22 protein-coding genes are annotated in these 24,102 nt (G+C 55.4%); 1 reads left to right on the top strand and 21 read right to left on the bottom strand.

All coding sequences use genetic code 11. From position 1 onward, the window contains the following. Positions 1-17: 17 nt before the first annotated feature. The 17 genes from NI21_RS16920 to NI21_RS0114065 form a co-directional block, all read right to left on the bottom strand. Positions 18-170 (bottom strand): hypothetical protein, encoded by a 153-nt coding sequence (locus tag NI21_RS16920; RefSeq protein ID WP_033126858.1) that lies wholly within the window; start codon positions 168-170, stop codon positions 18-20. 12 nt (positions 171-182) lie between these two features. Beyond that, positions 183-863 (bottom strand): orotate phosphoribosyltransferase, encoded by a 681-nt coding sequence (pyrE, locus tag NI21_RS0114140; RefSeq protein WP_033126857.1) that lies wholly within the window; start codon positions 861-863, stop codon positions 183-185. Between the two features lie 339 nt (positions 864-1,202). After that, positions 1,203-2,105: a dihydroorotate dehydrogenase gene (locus tag NI21_RS0114135; RefSeq protein WP_033126856.1), complete on the bottom strand. Its 903-nt coding sequence runs from the start codon at positions 2,103-2,105 to the stop codon at positions 1,203-1,205. Then, positions 2,105-2,887: a dihydroorotate dehydrogenase electron transfer subunit gene (locus NI21_RS0114130; RefSeq protein ID WP_033126855.1), complete on the bottom strand. Its 783-nt coding sequence runs from the start codon at positions 2,885-2,887 to the stop codon at positions 2,105-2,107. The genes NI21_RS0114135 and NI21_RS0114130 overlap by 1 nt, the downstream gene beginning before the upstream one ends. A 64-nt stretch (positions 2,888-2,951) precedes the next feature. Next, positions 2,952-3,878 (bottom strand): orotidine-5'-phosphate decarboxylase, encoded by a 927-nt coding sequence (pyrF, locus tag NI21_RS0114125; RefSeq protein WP_033126854.1) that lies wholly within the window; start codon positions 3,876-3,878, stop codon positions 2,952-2,954. After that, positions 3,871-5,163 (bottom strand): dihydroorotase, encoded by a 1,293-nt coding sequence (locus tag NI21_RS0114120; protein WP_033126853.1) that lies wholly within the window; start codon positions 5,161-5,163, stop codon positions 3,871-3,873. The genes pyrF and NI21_RS0114120 overlap by 8 nt, the downstream gene beginning before the upstream one ends. Before the next feature lie 115 nt (positions 5,164-5,278). Next, positions 5,279-6,421, bottom strand: coding sequence for a S41 family peptidase (locus NI21_RS0114115; protein ID WP_081958104.1), 1,143 nt, complete (start codon positions 6,419-6,421; stop codon positions 5,279-5,281). A 32-nt stretch (positions 6,422-6,453) separates the two neighbouring features. Beyond that, positions 6,454-7,599, bottom strand: a complete 1,146-nt coding sequence (locus NI21_RS0114110; protein ID WP_033126851.1) for a murein hydrolase activator EnvC — start codon at positions 7,597-7,599, stop codon at positions 6,454-6,456. 96 nt (positions 7,600-7,695) lie between these two features. Next, a complete protein-coding gene (gene ftsX / locus NI21_RS0114105; RefSeq protein ID WP_033126850.1) occupies positions 7,696-8,604 on the bottom strand; it encodes a permease-like cell division protein FtsX in 909 nt (302 codons plus the stop codon). Further along, positions 8,594-9,280, bottom strand: a complete 687-nt coding sequence (ftsE, locus tag NI21_RS0114100) for a cell division ATP-binding protein FtsE (RefSeq protein WP_033126849.1) — start codon at positions 9,278-9,280, stop codon at positions 8,594-8,596. Before ftsE ends, ftsX begins: the two co-directional genes overlap by 11 nt. A gap of 16 nt (positions 9,281-9,296) precedes the next feature. Continuing rightward, positions 9,297-10,385: a CdaR family transcriptional regulator gene (locus tag NI21_RS0114095; protein WP_033126848.1), complete on the bottom strand. Its 1,089-nt coding sequence runs from the start codon at positions 10,383-10,385 to the stop codon at positions 9,297-9,299. 210 nt (positions 10,386-10,595) lie between these two features. Beyond that, a complete protein-coding gene (locus NI21_RS0114090; RefSeq protein WP_033126847.1) occupies positions 10,596-11,291 on the bottom strand; it encodes a WecB/TagA/CpsF family glycosyltransferase in 696 nt (231 codons plus the stop codon). 108 nt (positions 11,292-11,399) lie between these two features. Further along, positions 11,400-11,594, bottom strand: coding sequence for a small, acid-soluble spore protein, alpha/beta type (locus tag NI21_RS0114085; protein ID WP_033126846.1), 195 nt, complete (start codon positions 11,592-11,594; stop codon positions 11,400-11,402). Between the two features lie 70 nt (positions 11,595-11,664). Next, positions 11,665-11,859 (bottom strand): PspC domain-containing protein, encoded by a 195-nt coding sequence (locus tag NI21_RS0114080; RefSeq protein WP_033126845.1) that lies wholly within the window; start codon positions 11,857-11,859, stop codon positions 11,665-11,667. Between the two features lie 16 nt (positions 11,860-11,875). Continuing rightward, positions 11,876-12,715 (bottom strand): DUF4097 family beta strand repeat-containing protein, encoded by an 840-nt coding sequence (locus tag NI21_RS0114075; protein ID WP_033126844.1) that lies wholly within the window; start codon positions 12,713-12,715, stop codon positions 11,876-11,878. Continuing rightward, positions 12,716-13,477, bottom strand: coding sequence for a DUF1700 domain-containing protein (locus NI21_RS0114070; protein ID WP_033126843.1), 762 nt, complete (start codon positions 13,475-13,477; stop codon positions 12,716-12,718). Next, the gene (locus tag NI21_RS0114065) at positions 13,474-13,797 is read right to left on the bottom strand and encodes a PadR family transcriptional regulator (protein ID WP_033126842.1); all 324 of its coding nucleotides are present in this window, start codon (positions 13,795-13,797) and stop codon (positions 13,474-13,476) included. The genes NI21_RS0114070 and NI21_RS0114065 overlap by 4 nt, the downstream gene beginning before the upstream one ends. 334 nt (positions 13,798-14,131) lie before the next feature. Here NI21_RS0114065 and NI21_RS0114060 point away from each other — a divergent pair, with 334 nt between their 5' ends. Beyond that, on the top strand, positions 14,132-15,169 hold the full coding sequence (locus tag NI21_RS0114060; RefSeq protein WP_052084152.1) for an Rpn family recombination-promoting nuclease/putative transposase: 1,038 nt from the start codon (positions 14,132-14,134) through the stop codon (positions 15,167-15,169). Between the two features lie 78 nt (positions 15,170-15,247). Here the strand turns inward: NI21_RS0114060 and addA are convergent, their stop codons facing one another. The 4 genes from addA to NI21_RS0114040 are packed head-to-tail and all read right to left on the bottom strand — an operon-like array spanning position 15,248 to position 24,084. After that, the gene (addA, locus tag NI21_RS0114055; RefSeq protein WP_033126841.1) at positions 15,248-18,907 is read right to left on the bottom strand and encodes a helicase-exonuclease AddAB subunit AddA; all 3,660 of its coding nucleotides are present in this window, start codon (positions 18,905-18,907) and stop codon (positions 15,248-15,250) included. Then, positions 18,904-22,281, bottom strand: coding sequence for a PD-(D/E)XK nuclease family protein (locus NI21_RS0114050; RefSeq protein ID WP_052084150.1), 3,378 nt, complete (start codon positions 22,279-22,281; stop codon positions 18,904-18,906). Before NI21_RS0114050 ends, addA begins: the two co-directional genes overlap by 4 nt. Position 22,282: 1 nt before the next feature. Further along, the gene (gene hflX, locus NI21_RS0114045) at positions 22,283-23,542 is read right to left on the bottom strand and encodes a GTPase HflX (protein ID WP_033126840.1); all 1,260 of its coding nucleotides are present in this window, start codon (positions 23,540-23,542) and stop codon (positions 22,283-22,285) included. 14 nt (positions 23,543-23,556) lie between these two features. Continuing rightward, complete coding sequence (locus NI21_RS0114040; protein ID WP_033126839.1) at positions 23,557-24,084, bottom strand: tol-pal system YbgF family protein; 528 nt, start codon at positions 24,082-24,084, stop codon at positions 23,557-23,559. Positions 24,085-24,102 lie beyond the last annotated feature (18 nt).

The following is a 24,102-nucleotide window of genomic DNA, read 5'->3' as shown; positions in this document are numbered from 1 at the left end:
CGCGCAGACTGCTTTCTCTAAAACATCAGGCCATTTTTCTCCTTCAGGAGTCTGGCCCCGCTTATGATGGCCAGGATGCCTGCCACTGTGCCCACCACGATCATCACAATGCCGATAGCTATATTTCCGGTTCCCGCAAACGCCATAGATCTGTATGCTTTCTCATTCATAGCAACTTCCTCCTATTTTGCTCCGTACTGTTCATAGTATGCGTCGATAGCCGCCTTTAATGTATCGTCGATGACAACCTTTCCATCACATTCTTTATTGTAGAGGCACTCCACCACCTCTGCCATGGTGACGATGGCCGCTGTGTCAAACCCGTACAGCTCCTTCACCTCGTCCAGGGCCTTCTTCACGCCACCCTTTCCGACCTCCATCCGGTCCAGGGACACCATGAGGCCCACAATGGTCACATCCGCCGCGCCTCTCACCTTGGGCACAGTCTCCTCCATGGATTTCCCGGAAGTAGTCACATCCTCGATCATGATAACCCGGTCGCCGTCCCTCAGACTGCTGCCGAGGAAGCTTCCCTTGTCCGCGCCGTGGTCCTTCTCCTCCTTGCGGTCTGAGCAGTAGCGGATCTCTTTTCCGTAGAGCTCACTGTAGGCGATGGCTGTCACCACTGCCAGGGGGATTCCCTTGTAGGCAGGCCCGAAGAGAACGTCAAAATCATCCCCGTACCTGTCGTGTATAGCCTTTGCGTAGTACTCTCCCAGCTTCTTTAACTGAGAGCCTGTCACGTAAGCGCCGGCGTTCATGAAAAATGGAGATTTTCTCCCGCTCTTCAAAGTAAAATCTCCAAATTTCAGCACATCGCTGTCCACCATAAAACGGATAAATTCCTGCTTGTATCCTTCCATATCTATAAAGCCTCCTGTGATCTGTGAGTATTTAACATGAATTTTTCTTTTCAATTTTAACATAGGTGGGATGTATTTTCAATCGGTCTGTTGGGGCAATATCTCTATCCTGTTTCTCAAACAAAAACAGCTCCGCAATATGCTCTCCCGATCATACGCATATTACGGAACTGTTTTTATTTTTTACACCGCGCTTGCTCTGCACTGCACATATTCTCAGAGGTCCGAAACAAGCTCCCCGTAATCCTTCTCTATCCTCTCCCGCAGCTCTGCGAATACAGGAATATATTTTTCCAGGATCACCTTTACCATCTGCCGGGCCGCCTCGCCGACTGCCTTCTATCTCACAGCTCCCACCATGTCCTTCACGGTCTCAAAGCCATACTTCTCCATATACTTCCCGATGCCGTCAATGACCTTCAAGGTCACGGCCGGGTCGTGGAAGTTGGCTGTCCCCACCGACACGGCGCTGGCCCCGGCCAGGATCATCTCGATGGCATCCTCCGCCGTGGCAATGCCTCCCATACCGATGATGGGGATGCGGACTGCCTGGGCCGCCTGGTACACCATGCGCACGGCAATGGGGTGGACTGCCGGGCCGGACACGCCGCCGGTCTTATTGGCCAGGGCGAATGTCCTGCGGTTGATGTCGATCTTCATACCGGTCAGTGTGTTGATAAGAGAGATGGCATCCGCGCCGCCCGCCTCCGCCGCCTTCGCAATCTCTGTGATATCCGTCACATTGGGAGTCAGCTTCATGATCACCGGCTGCTTTGCGATCTTTTTGATCTGCGCTGTCAGCTCCTCCACATGTCCCGCATCCTGCCCGAAGGCCAGAAATCCCGCGTTCACATTGGGGCAGGAGATGTTGATCTCCATCATGTCGATGGGCTCGTCCTGAAGCCGCTCCACCACTGCCAGGTACTCCTCCGGCGCGTGGCCGCACACATTCACGATGATCTTTGTATCAAACTGCTTCAGATAGGGGATATCCCTCTGGCAGAACAGCTCAATCCCCGGGTTCTGCAGGCCGATGGCGTTCATCATACCGCCGTACACTTCCGCCACACGGGGCGTCGGGTTGCCGCTCCAGGGCACGTTTGCCACGCCCTTTGTGGTCACAGCTCCCAGACGGTTCAGATCCACGAATTCTGAAAACTCTTCACCGGAACCAAAGGTGCCGGAAGCCACGGTCACCGGGTTCTTCCACTCTACACCCGCTATATTTACTCTCATGTCCATCAGATCTCCACCTCCGTCGCTAAAAAGACCGGTCCGTCCTTGCAGATCCTTTTATTGTTCACATTACTGTGGGCGTCCTTCTCCTTTGTCTGGCACACGCACCCGAGACAGGCGCCGATGCCGCAGGCCATCCTCTCCTCCAGGGAAATGTAACACTTGGTTCCCCTTTCCTGCGCGTACTGCTTGATCGCCCGGAGCATGGGTGTAGGGCCGCAGGCGTAGATGATATCCGCCTCCAGGCCGAGCTCCCGCACCGCGTCCAGCACGTTTCCCTTCACGCCCTCGCTTCCGTCCTCTGTGGAGATGTAGAGCTCTCCGCTCTTTTCAAATTCCTCCCGCAGGAAGGTCTGCGCGTCCCTGTACCCGGCAATGATCTGCTTTTTCCCACAGTCCAGCTCCTTTGCCAGCTCCAGGATGGGAGGCACGCCGATGCCGCCGCCCATGAGGAAGGCCTTTTTCCCTTTTGCCCTTTCCAGCGGGAAGCCGTTTCCAAGGGGGCCAACAATGAAGAGGTTATCCCCTGCCTTCATCCGGGAAAACTGCTCTGTCCCGGTATGTTCTCCTGTCACCCGGTACACCACCCGCAGCGCGCCGCCTTCTCTGTCGATCTCGCAGATGCTGATGGGTCGGGGCAGCAGCTTTGTCCCGTCATTTGTATACATGGATATAAACTGCCCGGGCTTTGCTGCCTTCGCCGCCTCCGTTTGTATCCACATGCTGAAGATCCCCTCCGCAAGCTGCTCCTGGGAGATGATCTGTACCTGTTCTTTCTTCCTTGTCATCTTTTTCCTTCTCCTGTTTTTCTGCTGTATCCGCCCTTCCGGCGGATACCTGCGCCGACTCTGCTTACCGGTTCTCCAGTGCGCCTCTGATGTCAGCGATCATGTCCTCCACCGCTGCCCTGGAGGCGTCGCCGAAGGCCTCCGCTCCAAAGGAAGCGTATTTTTCCTGCTTGTAGGCGGCAATGATGCCTCTGGAGGAGTTGACGATGGCTCCAAGCCCGTCCTCGTTGAAGAAGTGCACCAGGTCTTTTCCCTGGCCGCCCTGGGCGCCGTAGCCTGGCACAAGGATGTAGGCCTTGGGCATGATCTTGCGCAGCACCTTGCCCATCTCCGGATAGGTAGCGCCCACAACTGCGCCCACATAGCTGTAGGAGCAGCCCATGCACTCCTGGCCCCACTCATTAACCTTCTCGCCCACCAGCTCGTAGAGCGGACGCCCGTCGATGAGCTGATCCTGGAACTCCCCGCTGGAGGGGTTGGATGTCTTTACAAGAATGAAGAGGCCCTTCTGCTCTTTCTTGCACACATCGATAAAGGGCTTCACGCCGTCAGAGCCAAGATAGGGATTGACCGTCACAAAATCCTCGTCAAAGGGAGCAAAGGTGTTGCCGCCCACCTGCACCTTCCCGATGTGCCCTGTAGCGTAGGCGGCGGAGGTGGACCCGATGTCCCCTCTCTTGATATCGCCGATCACAACCAGCCCCTTTTCCTTGCAGTAGTCCACCGTCTTCTTGAAGGCTGTAAGTCCCGGGATGCCGAACTGCTCGTACATGGCAATCTGGGGCTTCACAGCCGGGATCAGGTCGTATGTCTTGTCCACGATCTCTTTGTTGAACTGCCAGATAGCCTCTGCGGCTCCCTCCAGCGTCTCTCCGAACTCGGCAAAAGCCTTCTTCTGCACCTGCTCCGGGATATAGCTGAGCATGGGATCCAGTCCCACCACAATGGGAGCCCCTGTCTTTTTGATATTGCTTACTAACTGATTAATCAATTGTCTTTCCTCCTTCGTATACGATCCGTCCGCCCACGATGGTGCAGCGCACTTCGCCTCTCACCTTCCTGCCGTGGAAGGGCGTGTTTTTCCCTTTAGATAAAAATGTGTTCTTGTCAATGACATACTCCTTCTGCGGGTCAAAGATCACCACATCCGCGATCTTGCCTGCGCTCACAGAGCCCTTGTCCGAAAGCCCCAGAATCCGTGCCGGATTATAGCTCATCTTCTCCGCCATCTGCATGGGGGTGAGAACGCCTTTTTCCACCAGCTCTGTGTAAGTCAGGGCCGCGGAGGTCTCCAGGCCCACGATGCCGAAGGCCGCCAGCTTCATGGAGCGGTTCTTCTCCGCCTCTGCGTGGGGCGCATGGTCTGTGGCAATGACGTCCACCACGTCATTTTTCAGGGCCTCTCTTAAGGCCTCCACATCCTCCCTGCTACGAAGGGGCGGGTTCATCTTAAAGTTGCCGTCGTCCTCCCTGATGTCGTCTGTGGAGAGGATGAAATGGTGGGGGCACACTTCCCCGGTCACGGGAAGCCCCTCCTCCTTTGCCAGCGCCAGCATCTTCACGCTGTCCGCTGTGGAGCAGTGGCACAGGTGGAGCTGCACACCGGTCTCCTTGGCCAGCAGGATATCCCTGGCCACGATCACATCCTCCACCGCGTTGGTGATGCCCGGAAGCCCCAGCTCCCTGGCCTTCTCATCTGCGTTCATGACACCGCCCTCCACCATGGTAATGTCCTCGCAGTGGGCGAACACGGCGATGCCTTCCTTTTTGGCCGCCTTCATGCCCTTTCTGTAGAGAGAAGCGTTCATGACGGATTTCCCGTCCTCGCTGATGGCATGGCAGCCGTTCTCCGCCATACCGTTAATGTCAGCCAGCTCCTCGCCCTTCTGTCCTCTCGTCACGGCCCCCAGCTGGATCACGTTGGTGAGGGACTCTCTCTTGGCCCTCTCCATGACCTCCCGCACCTTCACGCCGTTGTCAATGACCGGCTTTGTGTTGGGCATGGCGCACACTGTTGTGACGCCTCCCCGGACAGCCGCGCGGCCGCCTGTTGCCAGTGTCTCCTTGTACTCCAGTCCGGGATCCCGGAAGTGCACGTGGAGATCGGTAAAGCCCGGCATCACCCAGCATCCGCCGGCGTCGATGACCCGGTCGCTCTCTGTCTCAATGTTCTTTTCCACCTCTGTGATCCGATCCCCGTCGATCAGCACGTCACATATATCATCCAGCCCTGTCCCGGGATCAAGCACATGTCCGTTTTTAATTAAAATCGTCATAGCCTGTATTCCTTTCTAAATCTCTTTTACATCTATCCTGGCAACATTTTATCATACCACTATAAGAAATGGAACGGGAAATTTCCCGTTCCACCTCTTTCGCAGGGACTGCCGCTCACTGCTGCGCCAGGACCTCCATGGCCCTGTCAAGCTGATTGTCAGCCTCCGGATCATTTTCATCATACTGGTATTCCACTTCCACGTCCGGGGTAATGCCCTCACCGTCGATGCTGCGGCCGTTGGGGGTGAAGTACTCTGCAATGGTCAGCTTCACGCTTGTGCCGTCCTGCAGGTCAAAGATGCTCTGCACAACGCCCTTCCCGTAGGACTGGGTCCCCACGATCTGCCCCAGGCCGTAGTCCTGGATAGCGCCTGCAAATATCTCCGAGGCGCTGGCGCTGTAGCCGTTCATCATGACCACTAGTGGTTTGTCAAACTGATGTTCCTCGTCAGATGTGTACTCCTCCCGCTCCCCATTCTTATCCTCGGTGTAGACGATCAGTCCCTCCGGCAGCATCAGATCCAGGATATCGCAGACAGTATCCAGGTTGCCGCCAGGATTGCTCCTGAGATCCACGATCAGCTTCTCCATGCCCTGGCTCTCCAGATCCTCCAGCGCCTCCTTGTACTGGTCATAGGTCACGGCGTCAAACTCCGCGATGCGGATGTAGCCCACATTGTCCTCCTTCATCTCGTGGGAGACCGTCTGGGCCTGGATGGTATCCCTTGTGATGGTCAGCTCTTCCTCCTCGCCTGTGTCCGCCCGGAGGACTGTGAGGGTCACCTGGGTGCCCTTCTCTCCCTTCACCTTGCTCACCACATCGGACAGGTCCTCCCCGATCACCTCTTCCCCCTCCACCTTGTAGAGGGTATCGCCGTCCCGCATGCCGGCCTCCTGTGCCGGGGAGCCGTCATACACCTGGAGCACCGTGATGACGCCAGAGTCCCTGTCCTGGCTCATGAGGGCGCCCACGCCCCCGAACTCGCCGGACAAACTCTCGTTCATCTGCTCTGTCTCCTCCTCGTCGTAGTAGACTGAGTAGGGATCTCCCAACCCCTCGATATAGCCCTTGTAGACTCCCTCAGACAGCTCCGCCTCATCCACATCGCCGATATAGTACTGGTCGATGAGGCTGTTCAGAAGATCCATCTTCCGTCCCTCTTCACTTTTCAAAATCCCGCAGGAGACAACTCCCCCTGCCAATAACACAACGAGGGCGCCAGCAAGCGCCCCCTTTAAAAAACTATGATTTTTCATATATGAAGTCCTGTTCTCCATCTATTCGTCTTCTACAGATATAATCTTGGGTCTACCGGTGTACCGCCCACCCACACTTCAAAGTGGAGATGAGGTCCGGTGGAATTACCCGTAGAACCGACTGCCGCAATATTAGCACCTGCCCCTACCGACTGTCCTACACTCACAAAAATAGCGCTGCAATGCTGATAGAGGGTGGAAATATCTCCATGGTTGATAATCACATAATTTCCCCTGGCGCCACTGTAGGATACGGTTGTAACTGTACCGGATGCCGCAGCATAGATCGGTGTGCCGGATGCCGCAGCATAGTCGCGTCCCTTGTGGTTTGTACTTCCGATGCCTCCCGGAGACTGACGTCCGCCGAACTCACTGCTGATGTAGGCCGCCGGGCAGGGGTTCTGCAGTCTCCCTGTTCCGCCGGAAGGCGTATAGGATGGCCCTGGTGTATAATCGTTATCATTACTATTGTTATTATTATTATTTGAATTCTGAGCTTCCCTCTGCAGTCTCGCCTGCTCTTCCGCAGCCGCCTGCAGCTCGGAGATCTTGGCGTTTGTAGCGCTCAGCTCGGACTGAAGACTGGCAATCTCGCTGCTCTTGCTGTCCACGAGAGACTGAAGCTCTGTCTGCTGACTCTGGAGACTGTTCTGCATCTCCTCCAGCTCTGCGTTCTCCTGCTCCAGCTCCTCCTGCTGCTTTTCCACCTTATCCACAACATTTTGGAACTCCACCAGCATGTTTCTGTCGTACTCAGAGATCTGCGTAATATACTCCGCATTGCTGAGGAACTCGGCAATACTCTTGGACTCCAGCAGTGTCTCCAGGAACTGTCCGTTCCCGTTCTCATACATATACTGTATGCGGAGCTTCATGCTTTCATACTGATTATTCTCATCAATTTTAGCGGCGTCAAGTTCATCTGCCTTTTTGGCGATCTCCTCCTGCTTTGCCTCAATGTCGGCCTGGGTCTGCTCCATATCCGCCACAATGCCGTCAAGCTGAGCCACCAGCTCCTTCTTCTCCGCCTGTGCAGCGTCGATCTGGCTTTGCTGCTCGCTGGCCTTGTTCTTTGCGTCCTGCAGATCATCCGCCTTCACTGTCACATTCACCTGCAGCCCCATTCCTGCCACAAGCGCTCCCGCCAATAAAACACTGACTAACCTTTTCCTAACCATAGCTTTTTTCTCCCTTACTTTGTACCCCTTTGTTTCCCCTGTGTCTGTTTTCTGGTTCCGTAATCTATCACAGACAGGCGTCTCCGCGCCTGTTTGCTACACTTTCAGATGTTTGCGGATCGTGAAGAAGCTTCCCACAAATCCGATGCCCACACCGAGGGCAAGACCTACCGGAAGCAGAACCTTATAGACTGCTGTCACCGGAAGGAAATCCAGAATATTATTTAAAAGATTAAATCTCTGAAGGATGTATGAAACCGCCTTCCCATACATAAAATATAACAGGGCGAGCGGTATGATCGCTCCGATCAGTCCGATGACCACACCCTCTATGACGAAGGGCGCCCGGACAAACCCATCCTTGGCTCCTATATATTTCATGATGGCGATCTCCTCGCGCCGGACTGTGATACCCATGGTGACCGTGTTGCTGATCAGGAAGATGGACACAGCCAGCAGGATGGCGATGATCGCGATGGACACGTAGGTGATCAGTCTGTTGACGCTGCTGAGCGTATCCGCCACAACGTCCGACTTGTTGACCCTTCTGACGCCATCCAAGCTCTCTGCGAAGCTTACCACGCTCTCCTGCTTGGACACGTCCTCCATATAGACTGCGTAGTTGTCTGAGTTGGCAAGAGGGTTGTCATCCTTAAAGCCCTCCGCCAGACTGGAGTCCTCTCCGAAATACTCACTCTGGAAAGACTCCCACGCGTCGTCCGCCGATACATACTCCACATCCAGCACGCCGTCGCAGGATCTCAGCTCATCGCCGATCTCATCGATCCGGGACTGATCCAGCCCCTCGTCAAAGAAGACGGTGATGGCAACTCCCTCCTCGGCCTTCTGCACAATATAGTTAAAGTTCATGACAATTGCAAAGAACAGACCGAACACAAAAATACACGCCGCCATCGTCGCAATGGACGCAATGGAAAACAGCTTGTTACGGGCAATGTTCTTAAACCCCTGTTTTGTCGAATATCCGACTGTACTAATCTTCATTATTATACCCACCTTTTTGCTCGTCGCTGACAATGACTCCCTTTTTCATTGTCACTACTCGTTTTCTCATCTCGTTCACGATCTCCTGGTTGTGTGTCACGACCAGGACAGTCGTCCCCCTCTCATTGGCCTCCTCCAGGAGCTTCATGATCTCCCAGGAGTTAGTCGGATCCAGGTTACCTGTCGGCTCATCGGCCAGAAGGATGGCAGGCTCATTTACGATAGCCCGCGCGATGGCAACCCTCTGCTGCTCACCTCCGGACAGCTCCTTTGGATAAGACTTATATTTCTGGGCAAGACCAACCAGCGAAAGAGCCGCAGGCACTTTCTTCTTGATGATCCTGGGCGATGTCTCCACGACACGCTGGGCAAAGGCAATATTCTCATATATATTTCTGTCCTTCAGAAGACGGAAATCCTGGAACACGACACCCAGACCCCTGCGATACATAGGGATCTGTCTGTGTTTCAGCCTCTCCAGATTCTGTCCATTCACGACGATCGTACCGGAAGTCGGTTCCAGTTCCTTCATGATCAGACGGATCAGCGTGGATTTACCCGATCCGCTGTCTCCGACGATGAAGACAAACTCACCCTGCTCGATCTTCAGAGTCACACCGTTTAGCGCCGCGACTCCCTTCGAGTATTCCTTCGTTACTTCGTTCAGTTCAATCATATTTTCCTCCTAATTATCAATACTCCAGTGATTCCATGTATTTCATGTACTTCACTACCATCAGCGCGATCTTGAACGTGATGGCATCCTCAAACACACGGAGGTCAAGCCCCGTGCTCTTCTGCAGCTTATCCAGCCTGTAGACAAGCGTGTTGCGATGGATATAGAGCTGCCGCGATGTCTCGGACACGTTCAGACTGTTCTCAAAGAACTTGTTGATCGTCGTCAGTGTCTCCTCATCGAACTCATCCGGCGATTTCCCCTCAAAAATCTCACGGATAAACATCTTGCAGAGCGGAATGGGAAGCTGATAGATCAGACGCCCGATCCCCAGTGTACTGTAGGCAATGACCTTCCGGTCATCAAAAAAGATCTTCCCCACATCCAGGGCAAGCTTTGCCTCCTTGTAGGACTTCGACACTTCCTTGATGTCATTGATCACAGTTCCGTAAGCAATGCGGATATCGTCATCATCCTCTCCCTTCAGGAGTTCCAGTATGGTCTCAGCTGTCTTCTCCAGCTCCGCGTGACCGTCTGAAGGCGCCAGCTCCTTTACGATTATAATATCTTTCTCGTCGACTGCGGTGACAAAATCCTTTGTCTTGTTGCCGAGAAGGCTGCGCACATGATCCAGCATGCTGCTGTCCTTCTCCCGGGCAGTCTCCACTATAAAGATAACACGTCTGACCTCTGTGTCAATATGTAATTTTTTTGCACGGTTATAAATATCTACCAGCAGCAGATTGTCGAGAAGGAGATTTTTTATAAAATTGTCTTTGTCGAAGCGCTCCTTGTAGGCAGTCAGAAGAGTCTGGATCTGAAACGCCGCGACCTTCCCAACCATGTAGACATCGTCGCTCCCGCCGTTGGCGAGAAGGATGTACTCAAGCTGGTGCTCGTCAAAAATCTTAAAAAACTGATAGCCCTGGATCACCTGGCTGTCCGCCGGCGACTCCACAAAAGAAAGTACAGATGCCTCATAATTCTCCTGTTCGGCAAATGTGCTTGCTAGAGATTTCCCGTCTGTATCCATGACACACAGATCGATCCGCGTGATCGCTTTTAAGCCATCGATGGTATTTTGTAGTATTTGATTAGATATCATATTCCATCTCCTCCACTCATTTCAATATGCATTTTCCACAATGTATTTGCGCACATTTACCGCTTTTTGCATATTACTCTTTTCTATACTAATATAAATTCACAAAAAAAGAAAGAGGAAATCACACATTTTTGTTAATTTCCTCAATTTTCTTCCTCTATTTTCTTTAATTTTCCACCCCAAGGGGCTATACAAATTGCCTTGAAAATGTCAGTGCTCCGAGGCTGTCTCCAGCTCTTTTTTCCTGTTTTTTTCCACCTCGTGGCGGAAAAGCCTGTGGTTGATAAACTGGACGATCCGCTCCAGCCTGCCCCGTCTTCTGTAGATAGGGTTTTCGCTCTTCCCCACTCCAAGCCAGACCCGCGCGTTCAGCAGCAGCCTGTTCCGGGCAATGAACTCCTCCTGGCCCGGAGAAGACAGAGAAGCGATAACACAGTCGATCTCAGCCCCGTTGACCGCATTGACCACCAGGTCGTCGGCCTCATCTGCGGGCGACACCTTCGCCATACCGGCGATCTGGATCCCGCTGTAGTCCTCCTCGAGAAAGCGGTAAAAGCCCTCCGCCTCCTCCTCTGTCTCCACCAGGAGAAAGACTCTGGAATGGTTCTTGTGAAGAAAGCGAAGGAACATTTTCAGATAAGTCCTCTGCTCGATCTCCTGGAGCTGTCTCTTCTCGCGCACATCCACACCCTCCAGGATCTCCTTCTCACCTGGGATCACGAGATCGATCTTCTCTATATTTTCACGCAGGGAAGGATCGCCGGAGGCATACATCAAGGTATCCACCGTGACCATCTCGATCACATTGATCGCTTCAGTCCCCATATATGCCACAGTCTGCTTCATGGCCTCCTTGGCGGTACAGTCATCTATGTCAATATTCAGCACATGGATCTTTCCGTTCATTGATAATCACCCGCAATTCCCTCTGGCTGTCGATTATAACAAAATGACCTGTCCTTTTCAACCTTTGACACTAAATCTTCACACTTCGTAATATTTTTAACAGTTTTGTCACTTTTGGGTTTTCTGCCGTCTTTTCTTGGTGATCAGGCCGCCGATGCGGCCCGTCTCCTTGGACGACAGAGACTTCCACCCTGTTTCCATGACTTTGTCAAGCAGCCCCAGCTCCTCCGCGATCTCGTACTTCAGCTTTTCCTCCTCTGTAAGTGTGTTCAGATCCACCGGCTTTTCTTTTTTCTTTCCCATATGCCTGCCCCTTTCCAAATAGATTGCTATCTGGAAGTATTGACAGGATGGGCTGTTTTATACAGTTCTTTTACTGACGGGGATCATCCGGTATGATGATGGCCGCGATCAGATAGGCCAGGAACCCGCTTCCTCCCGCAAAAACAAACAGGACAAAGGCCAGCCTTATAAGGGTCGGGTCGATACCGAAATACTCGGCCACGCCTCCGCACACACCGCAGATCATGCGCTCTCTTCTGGAACGGTAAAGTCTCTTTGTATCCATAATCAATCCTTCCTTTCTACGATTCTTCAAAATAAATTTCTGTGCTTCCCACATCGCAGGAAATATCCATTGTCCTCTGGGCCCTGTTGTCGATTGTCCTCTCTACGCCAAGTCCGGAGTAGCTGCTCTCTCCAATATTCAACTCTCCAACACCGCACTCCAGCCTGTAGTTGAAATCTGTCTCTTTTCCCGCCGCCGTGTAGACAAGGCTGCCAACGCCACACTCCAGATCCGCCTTCTGTCTGGTATCGCCGGACACTTCAACAGTGCCCACGCCCACCTCTATGTCCAGCTCATCCGCTGTGAACCAGTCCAGGGCGGCGGAGCCGGCGCCCACCTCCAGCTTCAGCTCTCCGGCGTCTATATTTTCCACATAGAGCTCACCTATGCCCAGCTGAAGATCCGCTGTCTCAAGCTGCAGCTCCTCCGGAACATAGATCCACACATTGCCGTAATTTCCCTTGTTCATCCGCCAGGGGAAGCGGCGGGCCGTGGTCTCCACCGTCAGCTCTCCGTCCTCCTCTGCCACCTGAAATTTCAGGGCAGAGTAGACGTCCTCCGTCTGTACGGTGATGCCGTCGCCGGTGCCCTTCAGGATCTGGACATGGAGTCCCTCTGTGTCCAGCTTCAGGGAGCGGACATCATAGTAAGTCTCATCCGTGTCCGCCTCCAGGGGAGTGTCGCCGTAATCGTAGGACACATCCACTTCCCCTCTTCCCGGGCCGATCCAGTCCGGAATATAGTTATCCATGACAGTCAGGGTAGCTCCCATCACTTTCCCGCTGACCAGGCATACGCACCCGATACCGGCTACCACGCCGCAGGTGATCCAGAAATTTCTCCATCCCCTCTTCATTTAACCCACCGCCTTTCTCCTGTGAAACGGACGTCTGCAGAGTTCTACAAAAAACCGGAACAGTCCCGGCAGCACGATGATGCAGAGCCTTACGGCCGCCACGGTCAGAATCGCTCCGATCACCGCCAAAATCATGCCGCTTCCAATCAGAGCCAGCCCTGTTGGCAGGTCCGGCACCAGGGCCATCATCCCCGCAAAGAAGAGGACGACCCCTACGACAGCCACCACGACAGCCGCAAGAGCAAAGGCAAAAAAGACGGCAAACGCAGCGATGGCAAGCCCCGCCACAACACAGAGGAGGGCGAACCCTACCGGAACCACGACGGGTGAGCAGACAAGAAGAATCAGCACGATCAGGATGATCTTCCAGGTCCGGCTCCCGCGGGGCTGGCCATAACTGCCGGCGTTTGAGCTATACCCCGCCGATGGGCCGCCATTTTCAGTCCCGTACCCCGTGCCGCCTCTCTGACTGTCCGGGCCCGGGCCGCCCGGTCTTGCGGGGGACTCCCTGCGCTCAAATCGGGGATCTGTGTATCCGGTCTCCCGGAACTCTCCTTCCTCCCCGGCCTTTCCTCCCAGGCCCGCCTTGATCTCGGCCGCTACCTTGGCGGGGCTTCCCAGCTCCCGGATGATCTCCGCCTCGTTCTCCTCTCCCGCCTCGTCAAAATAGTCATTGTAATATTTCATTGCCTCTGTGCGCTCCTCCACGGATATATCCTGCAGGAGCGCCGCCAGCTCAAGCATAAACTGTATACGGTTCATAAGATAGCACCTCCCTCAAATATTTCGCTGATCTTTTCCGAATAGCTCTTCCACTCGGATCGATACAAATTCAGCTGCGCTTCACCTCTCGGCGTAATCTTGTAATATCGTCGGTTCCTCCCGTCATACTGCCTGTCGTAAACTTCCAGGCAGTCGTCCTTCTGCAGTCTCCTCAGCACGGGGTACAGGGTGGACTCCGACACCTCGATGGCCTTCCTTACATCCTGGGTGATCTTATAACCGTACGTCCCCTCTTTTTCTCTTGAGACAACCGCCAGGACGATCGCGTCAAGGAGGGCAGCTCCGGTGTTAAATACCATACAATCACTCCTTTTCTCCCTGCCTTACAGTGCCGCTCCAACACCGGCACTGATATTGTCAAAATCTCAATATTATTTTCATGGCTATATTATATGTTGTATAGTATTATTTGTCAATAAATATTATACAAAAATATAATAATGCCAGAGAGCTCTTTTTTCAGAGGCTCTCATCCTTATTTCTTGGCCCTTCGGCCGGAAAATACCCTTTGGGATCACACAGCAAAACAACAAAGAGAATACATGAGAGCGATTGTATTTTACATATTTGCCTGTTACAATAAGCATAGATCCTGTCTTTTATGTATTCTCGCCTTCACGAAAGGAGAACTGCATGACAGACAGCGAAGACAAACGCACACAAACACATACCATACGGAACACAAGGCCAAGGGACAGCGGCGCCAAGCTGATCTTTGACAATCCCGTCCTCTGCGCTCAGTTCATCAGGGACTATCTGAACGTAGACATTTTAAAGGATGTTCAGCCGGAGGACATTGAAGATATCTCCGAGCGCTTTTTGTCCATGTGGCAGGAAAACAGAGACTCAGACTGCGTGAAGAAGATCCATCTGAGCGGGACAGCCGGGCCTGACGCCCTGTTCCTGATCGCCATGATCGAGCATCAGTCATCCGTGGACTACGATATGCCCTTCCGCATTTTGCGGTATATCACCCACATACTGACCGATTATGCCGCGGAAGCTGAAAAGAGGCAGCCCCGCATCACGGCCAGAAAGGATTTCCGCTATCCGCCTGTCCTTCCGGTGATCTTCTATGACGGGCCGGGAAGCTGGACTGCTGCGGCGGATTTCAGAGACAAGGTATATCTCAATGAGATCCTGGGAGAGTATATCCCCTCATTCAAATATATCGTGGTCCCTCTCTCCTGCTACTCCGCCGAAGATCTGATCGGCAAAAACAACGAGCTCTCCCTGCTCCTGCTGATCGACAAGCTGCGCAGCTCCTCGGACTTCAAATTTCTCAGGAATATCCCTGATGAATATTTTGAAAATCTGGGCCGGAATTCACCGGAGTCTGTGCTGAAGCTGATGAGAACAGTCATATCCGTCCTGCTCCTAAAGCTGAATGTTCCAAAAGAAGAGGTGGCCGAGTTCACCGACCGCATCGAGAGGAGGGATTTTTCAGTGCTGTTTGAACATTTTGAGGCGTACGATGTCCAGGAGACCCGCAGGATCAGTAAAGCCGAGGGAAAATCCGAAGATATACTGGATCTTCTGCGGGATCTGGGTCCTGTGCCGGAAGACGTAGAAACACAGATTTCCCAGACAACCGATCTGGAGCTCTTAAAGAAATGGCTGAAGGTTGCCGCCAGAGCAGACAGTATAGAGAGCTTTATTTCCCAAATGTAAAACACAGCCCCGCCCTGACAGGGACCAGATGTCCTACTGCCAGAGCGGGGCTGTTCTTTCACTCTTTTTTGCCGGTCACTATCCCGGCAGAATAATTTCTTCCTGTAAAGTGAAGGAGTAGATGATCTTCTCCCTGACCGGTCTGCCCAGAAGCTGTTCCAGGGCTTTTGCGTAGTAGTCAAGCTGGGCGTGGTACTTCTCCACAAGCTGGTCCGCGGTCTTCACCTGGTCTGTCTTGTAGTCCAGCACCACAATCCCGTCCTCCTCCTGAAACCAGGCGTCGATGATCCCCTGCACAAGGATTTTGTCCTCTTCCTTGCCGGCGCTGTCGGGGTACACCTCCGCCATGTCCACTCCAATGACAAAGGGCTGCTCCCTGAAGAGCTGTCCTCTCCTGGCCGCCTCCCGCATTCGTCCTCCACTCTCACAGCGGGTAAACTCCAGAATATCCCCGGGACGGACGCACCGGGCCATCTCCGGAGCGATGCGGCCGCTCTCCTCCATAGACCGGACCGCCTGGGACAGGCTCTCCTGGGTGTACTCTTCTGTAAAGTCCAGAAGCTCCATCACCCGGTGGTAGGCGCTTCCCCGGGAGGCGCCGGTGAGCTCCTCCTCCCCGGCCCGGAACCTGGGGATCAGAGGCACCACCTCCGGCTCCTCAAAGGGCATCTCTCCTGCGTCTCCTGGCTCTTCCAGGGACAGCTCTCTCAGATACTCCCTCTTTTTCAGCTCAGAGACCGTGAATTTCAGCTTCCGCCCCTCCAGGTCCGGATGAGGGTATCTGTAGGAAAACTGCTCCTCCAAGCTCTCCTTCATCTCCCCGTCGTACACTTTCTCTGTATCCCAGTCCTCCAGGGCCTTCTTTGTAAAGATGCCCTCTGCCTCCTCCTGCACCTGCCTTCTGACAAGCCCCTCCAGAGTCAGGATCTCCACCTGCATGTGAGCCTTTCCGTCTGCCGCGGCCACAGCCGGCAGAATCCAGTCCAGATAGCTGGAGGCCCGGGACAGCTCCCCGAAAGAGAGGGGGCGTAGGGCTTCCAGCTCCTCCTCTGCGCTCGTTAAAGCCCGCAGCTCCTCCAGCCTCCCCGCCGGATCCTTCATAGTTCCCACCAGGATCAGCTTCTCCTTGGCCCGGGTCAGGGCCACATAGAGGACACGCAGCTCCTCCCCTAAGTTCTCCAGCTTTTCCCTCCTCTGTATCACCTGCTTGTAGAAGGAGGGCGCCTTTGTGCGATACTTAAGATCCACCACATCCATGCCTACTCCCAGGGAGGCGTGGATGAGGATGTTCCCCTTTGTGTCCTGGGTGTTGAAGCCTTTTCCCATTCCGGCCGCGATCACCACAGGGAACTCCAGTCCCTTGCTCTTGTGAATACTCATGATGCGCACCGTGTCCGCGTTCTCATCGCTGACAGAAGCCTCTCCGTAGTCCACGTTGTACTTCTGCAGCTGCTCGATATAGCGGATAAAATTAAAAAGCCCCTGGTAGCTGGTACTCTCGAAGGCCATGGCCTTCTGAGCCAGCATATCCACATTGGCCCTCCTCTGCTCACCGCCGGGAAGGGCCGCCACATAGTCTCCGTATCCGGTGTCATCCAGAATCTCCCAGAGAAGCTCATGAATGGCTGTGTAGGAGGCTTTCTCCCGAAAATAATCCATCTTGTCCAGGCAGGCAGCCAGCTTCTCCCGAAGTGCCGGATCCTCCCCCTGGCTTCTGTACTGCTGCACCGCTTCACAGAAACGGCGGTCGGGACAGGCGATGCGGATCCTGGCCAGCTCCTCGTCGGTGAGCTGTCCAAACCAGGAGGAGAGGACGGCTGTCAGGGGGATATCCTGCTTTTCATTCTGCAGTACCCGGAAGTAATCCAGCAGCACGCCGATCTCCCTCGTCTCAAAATACCCTTCCTTCGTCCCCGCGCAGGCGGGGATTCCCTCCTCCAGAAGCACCTCCATGAACACGTCGCTCCACCCTTTGATGCTCCTTGTCAGGATGACAATATCCCCATAGCGCGTCGGCCGAAGCTCCCCTGTCTCCTTGTCCGTCACCAGCTGCTCCTTTAAAATCCTGCGGATGCAGTCTGCCACGGCCCTGGCCTCCAGCTTTCTGGCGGAGAGCTTCTCTCCCGCCGCCTCCTCCAGCTCCTCGTCCAGGCTGCCGTCAACGAGAAGCAGCTCCGTGTCATTGCCCCGGCTCTCCGGGTAGGAGGCGCCGGGCCAGAGGGCGGCCCTGTCGTCGTAGGTGATGCCTCCCAGCTCCGGTATCATGATCCGACGGAAAAGGGCGTTGACGCTTTCCAGGACCTCCGGGCGGCTCCGGAAATTCTTAAACAGATCGATCCTCTGAGTCCGACTGTCCGTGTCCTCCCCCTCATAGATCCGGTAGGTGTCAAATTTTTCCATAAAGAGCTCCGGCCTGGAGAGGCGGAACCGGTAGATGCTCTGCTTCACATCCCCCACCATGAAAATGTTGTTCCTCCCCTGCCAGGTGCGGGACACACTTGTCAGGATGGCCTCCTGGATCAGGTTGCTGTCCTGGTACTCGTCGATCATCACCTCCCGGAACTGCTCCTGGTACACCCGGGCGCAGGGGGAGGGCCGAAGCCCTTCTTCCGTCTTCTCCGTGAGGATGCGCAGGGCGTACTGCTCCATATCCGAGTAGTCGATCATGCCGCGGCTTCTCTTCTTCTCCTCAAAGCGGGCGGCAAAGGCCTCTGTCAGATCCTTAAGCTCCGCCATCATAGGAGCGCAGACTGCCAAGCCTGCGAGGAGCTCCTCCTCTGTCTGTGAAAAATACTGCCTGGCCAGGAAGTCAAACTCATCTTTCAGCTCTTTCCGAAGCTTTTTCACCCGGTCCGCCTTGTCCTTAGACACAGCCTTGTCCCTGTTAGGGGCCAGCTTTTTCCAGGAAATCTGCTCAGACGCCTGGCGGTACCGGGCGTAGGTGGCGGCCTGCCGGAACCGCTCCACGTTTTTCATGTCGCTCTCCAGCATCTCCTCATACATGTAGGGGCCATCCGGCTCCAGGCAGAGGGCCAGCGCCTGATCCTTCAGGCGGACCGCCGTCTCCATGGCGTGGTCCACCTCCTCCCGGACGAAAGCAAAGAAGGGCGTCTTCTCCAGCTCCTCGCCTGTCTGTACCTGACAGGCCCGGACGCAGTCCGCAAGCCACCCCTCCGGGTCAGGACAGCTCCCGGAAAATTCGTACAGCTTCAGGATGATCTCCTCCAGCCTTCGGTCGCTCTTTCCCGACGCATAGCTCTCCGCAAAAGCCAGAAAGCGTTCCTGTCCCTCCCCGTACTTTTCCTCCAGAAGCTCCTGCAGCACATCTCTTTCCAGCAGCTTCAGCTCCCCCTCCTCGCCGATGCGGAAGGAAGGGTCCAGGTCAATGACATGAAAATTCTCCCGGATCACAGAGAGGCAGAAGCTGTGGATAGTGGTGATGGAGGCGCTGTGGATGAGAGTGGCCTGCTGCCGCAGGTGCTCGTTAAAGGGATCCTCCTGGGCTTTCTTTTCGATGGCCCGGCGGATCCTCTCCTTCATCTCCGCGGCAGCCGCCTCCGTAAAGGTGACGATGAGGAGCTCATCCACGGAGAGCGGATCCTCCTGCCTGGTGAGCATGGTGATGATGCGCTCCACCAGCACGGCCGTCTTGCCGGAGCCCGCCGCCGCGGACACAAGGATGCTGCGGTCTCTTAAGTCAACGACACTCTGCTGTTCTTTTGTCCACTTTACGCTCATGACTGTCCCTCCTGTCTTCCTTCCTCTGTATCAGGCCCGGCGCTGTAGGCCTGGATGCGCAGCAGCGCCTCCTCCTGCCCCATGCTGCTGATGTCCCGGTAGCCGTAGCCTGGCAGGGAGCTGTCAAAGCCGCAGATATGCCGGTATCCGCAGTAATCGCAGCCGGTCCGCCCCCCGTACCTGTAGGGCTCCGCTTTCGCCTCCCCGGAGGCGATGCGGTTGTGGAGCTCCCCCGCCTTTGCCCTGGCAAACGCTCCCAGCATGCGGAAGCGCTCCCCTGAAAGCGCCTTCGACCTGGCGGAGAGGGCCCCGTCCTTGTTAAAGGAAACCGGAATGGCCAGAGACTCCCCCTGTGTCCTGTGCTCCAGATGCCGGAGGGAATCCCCCTCCAGGCTCACCAGACCATCCGGCCGGAGCTTCTTCAAAAGGCTCTCCTGGATCTGACTCTCCTCTTCCCTCGGTTCTGTAAAGGGATCCTGGATGTGGTAATAGAATACTCCGGCAGGGACGGGCTCCCTGCCCGGATACCTCTTTCCGGTAATCTTCAGCGCCTCCTCCATGTAGACCAGAAGCTGCATCTGCAGTCCCCCGTAGACAAGGGAAAGGTCAAAGGCAGTCTGCCCGGTCTTGTAGTCCAGGATCTTGACATAGACCCGGTCATCCCCCACACAGGTGTCCACCCGGTCGATCTTGCCTGCCCCGAACTTCAGCTCATAGGCCTCCGGCTGAAAATCCCCGGCCTTCAGCTGCTCTGTCAGTGCCCACACCGTCCGCTCCATCATGTGCTCGATGCGGGTGATGAGCCAGGCGTTCCTCGAGGAGCTGTAAAGGACGGAGTTACCGTAGTCTGTCACCGCCTCCTCCACGCTCTCCTGGCAGAGCCGCTTCTGAGCCTCCCGGTCCAGGCCGGTCCACCCTCCCTGGCTGGCAGAGGCCTTCCGGGAGTACCGCTCGATAGCGCCGTGGAACACATTTCCCATGTCCACAGCCTGGAACTCAAAGGTCTCTCTCTCCTTCAGCCGCAGCCCGTAATCGAGAAAATGGGCAAAGGCGCAGGCGGAGAACTTCTCCATCCGGGAGATACTCTCCAAAGGCCGGTTCCCATACAGCCGTTCTGCCGCGGCCCGGGTGATGGCGTCCTGGGGTCTCCGGTAAAATCCCGCCTCCAGAATGGCGCCGATCCGGTCTCCCCACTCCCGGTTCCTCTTATACCAGGTGTAGAGCTCCATCCAGGCACCCCCCGCCTTCTCACTCTTCATCCGCAGGCCCTCAATGAGCTCAGACAGCCCGGTCCTCGAAGAGAGCTCCCGGTCTTTCAAGAGAATGGCATCCTCGTCGATGACTGCCAGCTCCGGGAAAAGCTTCTCCAGCTCCTGCACCAGGTAGGAGGGCCGGATGGTCTTCCCGTCAGCGGACACCCTGCTGTAGAAGACGCAGAGCTTCCGGGAGGGCTTGGTCAGGTTCAGATAGAGATAGTACTTCTGCACATAGGCCTGCTCCCGGCTTCCCGGCGTCAGGGCGATCCGCTCCTTCTCAAAGGCCTTCACATCCCGCTCGGAGAGAAGGCCTGTCCTCACCAGGGAGCCCGGCAGAAAGGTATCGTTGGCCCCCACGAAGATCAGGGCCTTCACCCCCTTCAGGCGGGTCCTTTCCATATCTCCAGCCACCACCTGGTCGATACCAGGCGGGATAACCCCCACCTTTGCCTCCGCAAGGCCTGCGTCCAGCAGATCGCAGTACTCCTGGAGGGAGACCTGCTCCTCCCCCAGAAGCTCCACAAATTTGTCAAAAAGGCCAATGACAATGCCGTAGATCTGGGCGTACTCCCGGGCCAGGGCGTTCTCGCCCCTCTCCTGAAATGCCTCCTCCTGCCTTTTCAGGGCAAGCTGCATCTGTTCCCCTGCCAGGAAATCGTAGAGGGCCTCTGTGATGTCCCGGACCGTCTTCCGTCTCTGGCGGAGCACGAAAAGGAGAGGCTCCATTTTCTCCACAAAAAGAACCCTCATGTGGTTGAGCCGGTCCAGTTTCTCAGTGTCCATGCCCTCCGTCCGGCGGATCCAGCGCTGCTGCCATTTCTTCCATCCCCGGATGCCCAGAGCCAGGCAGTAGTTCTCCAGATCGTCCAGCTCACCTCTGGAAAAGGAGGTGTAGCCAGTCCGCAGAAACCGGAACACACTGTCGCAGGTAAAGCTCTCCCTGGACATGGCAAGAAGGCTGCGGATGTACTCCACAAAGGAGTTGAGAAGAATGCTCCTCTTCTGGTCCATGAAGACCGGTATCTCATAGCGGGCAAATGCCTTTCTGAGATAATTTCCGTACACCTCCATGTCGCTGGCGATGACGCCGATCTCCCGGTACCGGTATCCCTCCTTTCTCACAAGGGACCGCACCTTTCTGGCGGCCGCCTCCGCCTCCTCGTCCGGGCCGGCTGCCACATGGATCTCCACACCGTCCTGCCCACCCTCAAAGACCATATTTCCATATCGGAAAAGATGATTCTCCACAAAAGCCAGAGCCGGGCTCTCTTGAAATCTGGGAGGCACCTGGGGCCGCAAAAATTTCAGTTCCTCCACCGGCACGCGGCGTTCCCGGGCAATCTCCACCAGAGAGGTGACGGTCTTCTTGCTCATGGCAAAGAGCTGATAGGGGTGATCGCAGGCGTAGGGATTTTCCCTCCCGTCGATGGTCACTGTCACCACCACATCCCGGCAGATCGTCATGAGCTCCCCCAGCAGACGGTTCTGGACCGGCGTAAACCCGGTGTAGCCGTCCAGCACCACTGTGCTCTTCCCAAGAAGGGCAGACTCCCCCGCCACCTTTGCCAGCACGTCCAGGAGCTCCTCCTTTGTGGTGTATTTTTCCTTCAGGTAATCCTGGAAGCTTCTGTAGAGAAGCTTCAAGTCCCGCAGTTTAAAAGACAGGTAGGAGTCCTCCTTCTCCCCTGCTATAACCTGAGCGAGCTGCTCCTCCCCCACGTCGTACTGCATGAACTCAGAGAGGACGGACTTCACTTCGCTGACATAACCCAGCCTGCGCATATTGCCCTTCAGCACCGTCAGCTCTTCCTCCAGGTCCCCGCCGATCTTGCGCAGCACCAGGTTCTTCCCCTCGTCATCCAGCACAGGAAAGCCCCCTTTGCCTGTCTCTTCAAAGATCCGGTGAGCCAGGCGCACAAAGCTGAGGACGTCGATATTCATAATCCCCTTCGCAGGACTCATCATCACAAGATCCTTCTGAGTCTGCATGGTAAACTGCTCCGGCACAAGGACCAGATAGGAAAGGCCGGGATTTTCCCCGGCCTCCTTTATGATCCTCTCATATAGATAATGGGACTTCCCGGAACCGGAACCCCCAAAAATAAATTTCAATGCCATATTATCTTCCTCCTGACGGATCATGGGTGAGCTTCCCGTAGACATCCACAGGCACATAGGCCCTGACATAGATTCCATCCTGGGTGTACTCTTCCTTTTCCAGCTCCCCGTATTTTCGGATGAGCTGTATTTTCCCCGCATCGCTGTAGGGGTAAATCTGCTCGATCTCCACCTTCTGCTCCCGCAGCACATCTTCCACACAGGAGAGGAGCGCATCCACGCCCTCTCCCGTTTTTGCCGAGATGAAGGCTGTCCTCTCCGCCTGAAAATCTCTGGGCGCGTACTCCCCCTCAAACCTGTCCCTTTTGTTGAAGGCCGTGATCACCGGCTTATCCGACGCCTCCAGCTCTCTCAATGTCTCATAGACCACATGCATCTGCTGGTCCATCTGGGGATTGGACGCGTCCACCACGTGGAGGAGAAGGTCCGCGTACTTCGCCTCCTCCAGGGTGCTTTTAAAGGCCTCGATGAGGTGGTGGGGCAGCTTGCGGATAAAGCCCACCGTGTCTGTCAGGAGCACCTCCTGGCCCCCCGGCAGCTTCAGATTTCTGGTGGTCGGATCCAGAGTGGCAAAGAGCTTGTCCTCCGCCAGGATGCCAGCGCCGGTGAGATAATTTAAGAGGGTGGACTTCCCTGCGTTGGTGTAGCCCACAATGGCGATCACCGGGATCCGGCTCCTGGCGCGGGATTCCCTTGTGAGCTGCCGGTGCCGCTTTACCTCCTTCAGCTCCTTTGTGAGCTGGGAGATCCGCCCCTTGATGAGGCGTCGGTCCATCTCCAGCTTCTTCTCCCCGGGCCCTCTCGTACCGATGCCCCCTCCCAGCCTGGACAGAGAGGTGCCAAGGCCGGTGAGTCTGGACTGTCTGTACCTGAGCTGAGCCAGCTCCACCTGGATCTTTCCCTCGCTGGTGGAGGCTCTGGCCGCAAAGATGTCCAGGATGAGAAGGGTCCTGTCCATGATCTTCACATCCAGCTCATCCTTCAGATTGCCGATCTGGGCCGGCGACAGCTCGTCGTCACAGATGATGCCATCGGCCTGAGTCTCCCAGATCAGCTCCTTCAGCTCCTCCGTCTTTCCTCTTCCAAGGTAGGTGGCCGGGTGCATCTGCTCCCTCTTCTGCAGGATGCGCCCCACACAGAGGGCTCCCGCGGTACAGGCCAGCTCCTCCAGCTCATCAAGGGACTGCTCCGCGTCGTCGCTGTCCGCCAGGCTTACCCCCACAAGGATAACCCGCTCTTTTTTCTCCGCTGTCTCATACATACGCGCAAGACTCCTTATCTGGTCTCAAGAAATTCTGCCTCTTTTGCCGCTTTTTCGTCATCCGGATAGTCGGCTGTGTAGTCCTCCAGTTTGGATTTGGCGCTCTCCATATCCCCGGACTGCTCGTAGGCCGCGATCTCGTTGAAGCGCATCTCCTGCATCATCTCCTCGCTGACATCCTCCGCCTCCATGCCCAGCCGGAAATAGTTCAAGGCCTCCGTGGGATTGTCCAGCTGCATGGCGCAGCACCCCATGAGATTGTAGAGCTCCCCGGTCTTATCTCCCCCGTTGTCCAGCACAGACTGAAAGGCCTCCAGGGCCCCCTCGTAGTCCTTCTGCTCCCACCTTGCAAGGCCAAGGCCTCTCCAGCCCTCCGCATCCTGGCTGTCCTCGTCCACAGCCTCCTGAAATGCAGCGGCCGCCTCCTCATAATTTCCTTCCTCCAGGAGGGAAGTTCCATCCTCCAGAAGGTTGGAGCCACAGCCCGTCAGCATCAGGGCGGCCAGAAGAACCGCCGCACATTTTCCTGCCTGTCTTTTCATATTCAAGCTCCCTTCGTC

Origin of the sequence: Eubacterium sp. ER2, from assembly GCF_000765215.1 — a bacterium.
GTDB lineage: Bacteria > Bacillota > Clostridia > Lachnospirales > Lachnospiraceae > Claveliimonas > Claveliimonas intestinigallinarum.
The sequence above is the reverse complement of the archived record's forward strand: the minus strand, read 5'-3'. Positions and strand labels throughout refer to the sequence as shown.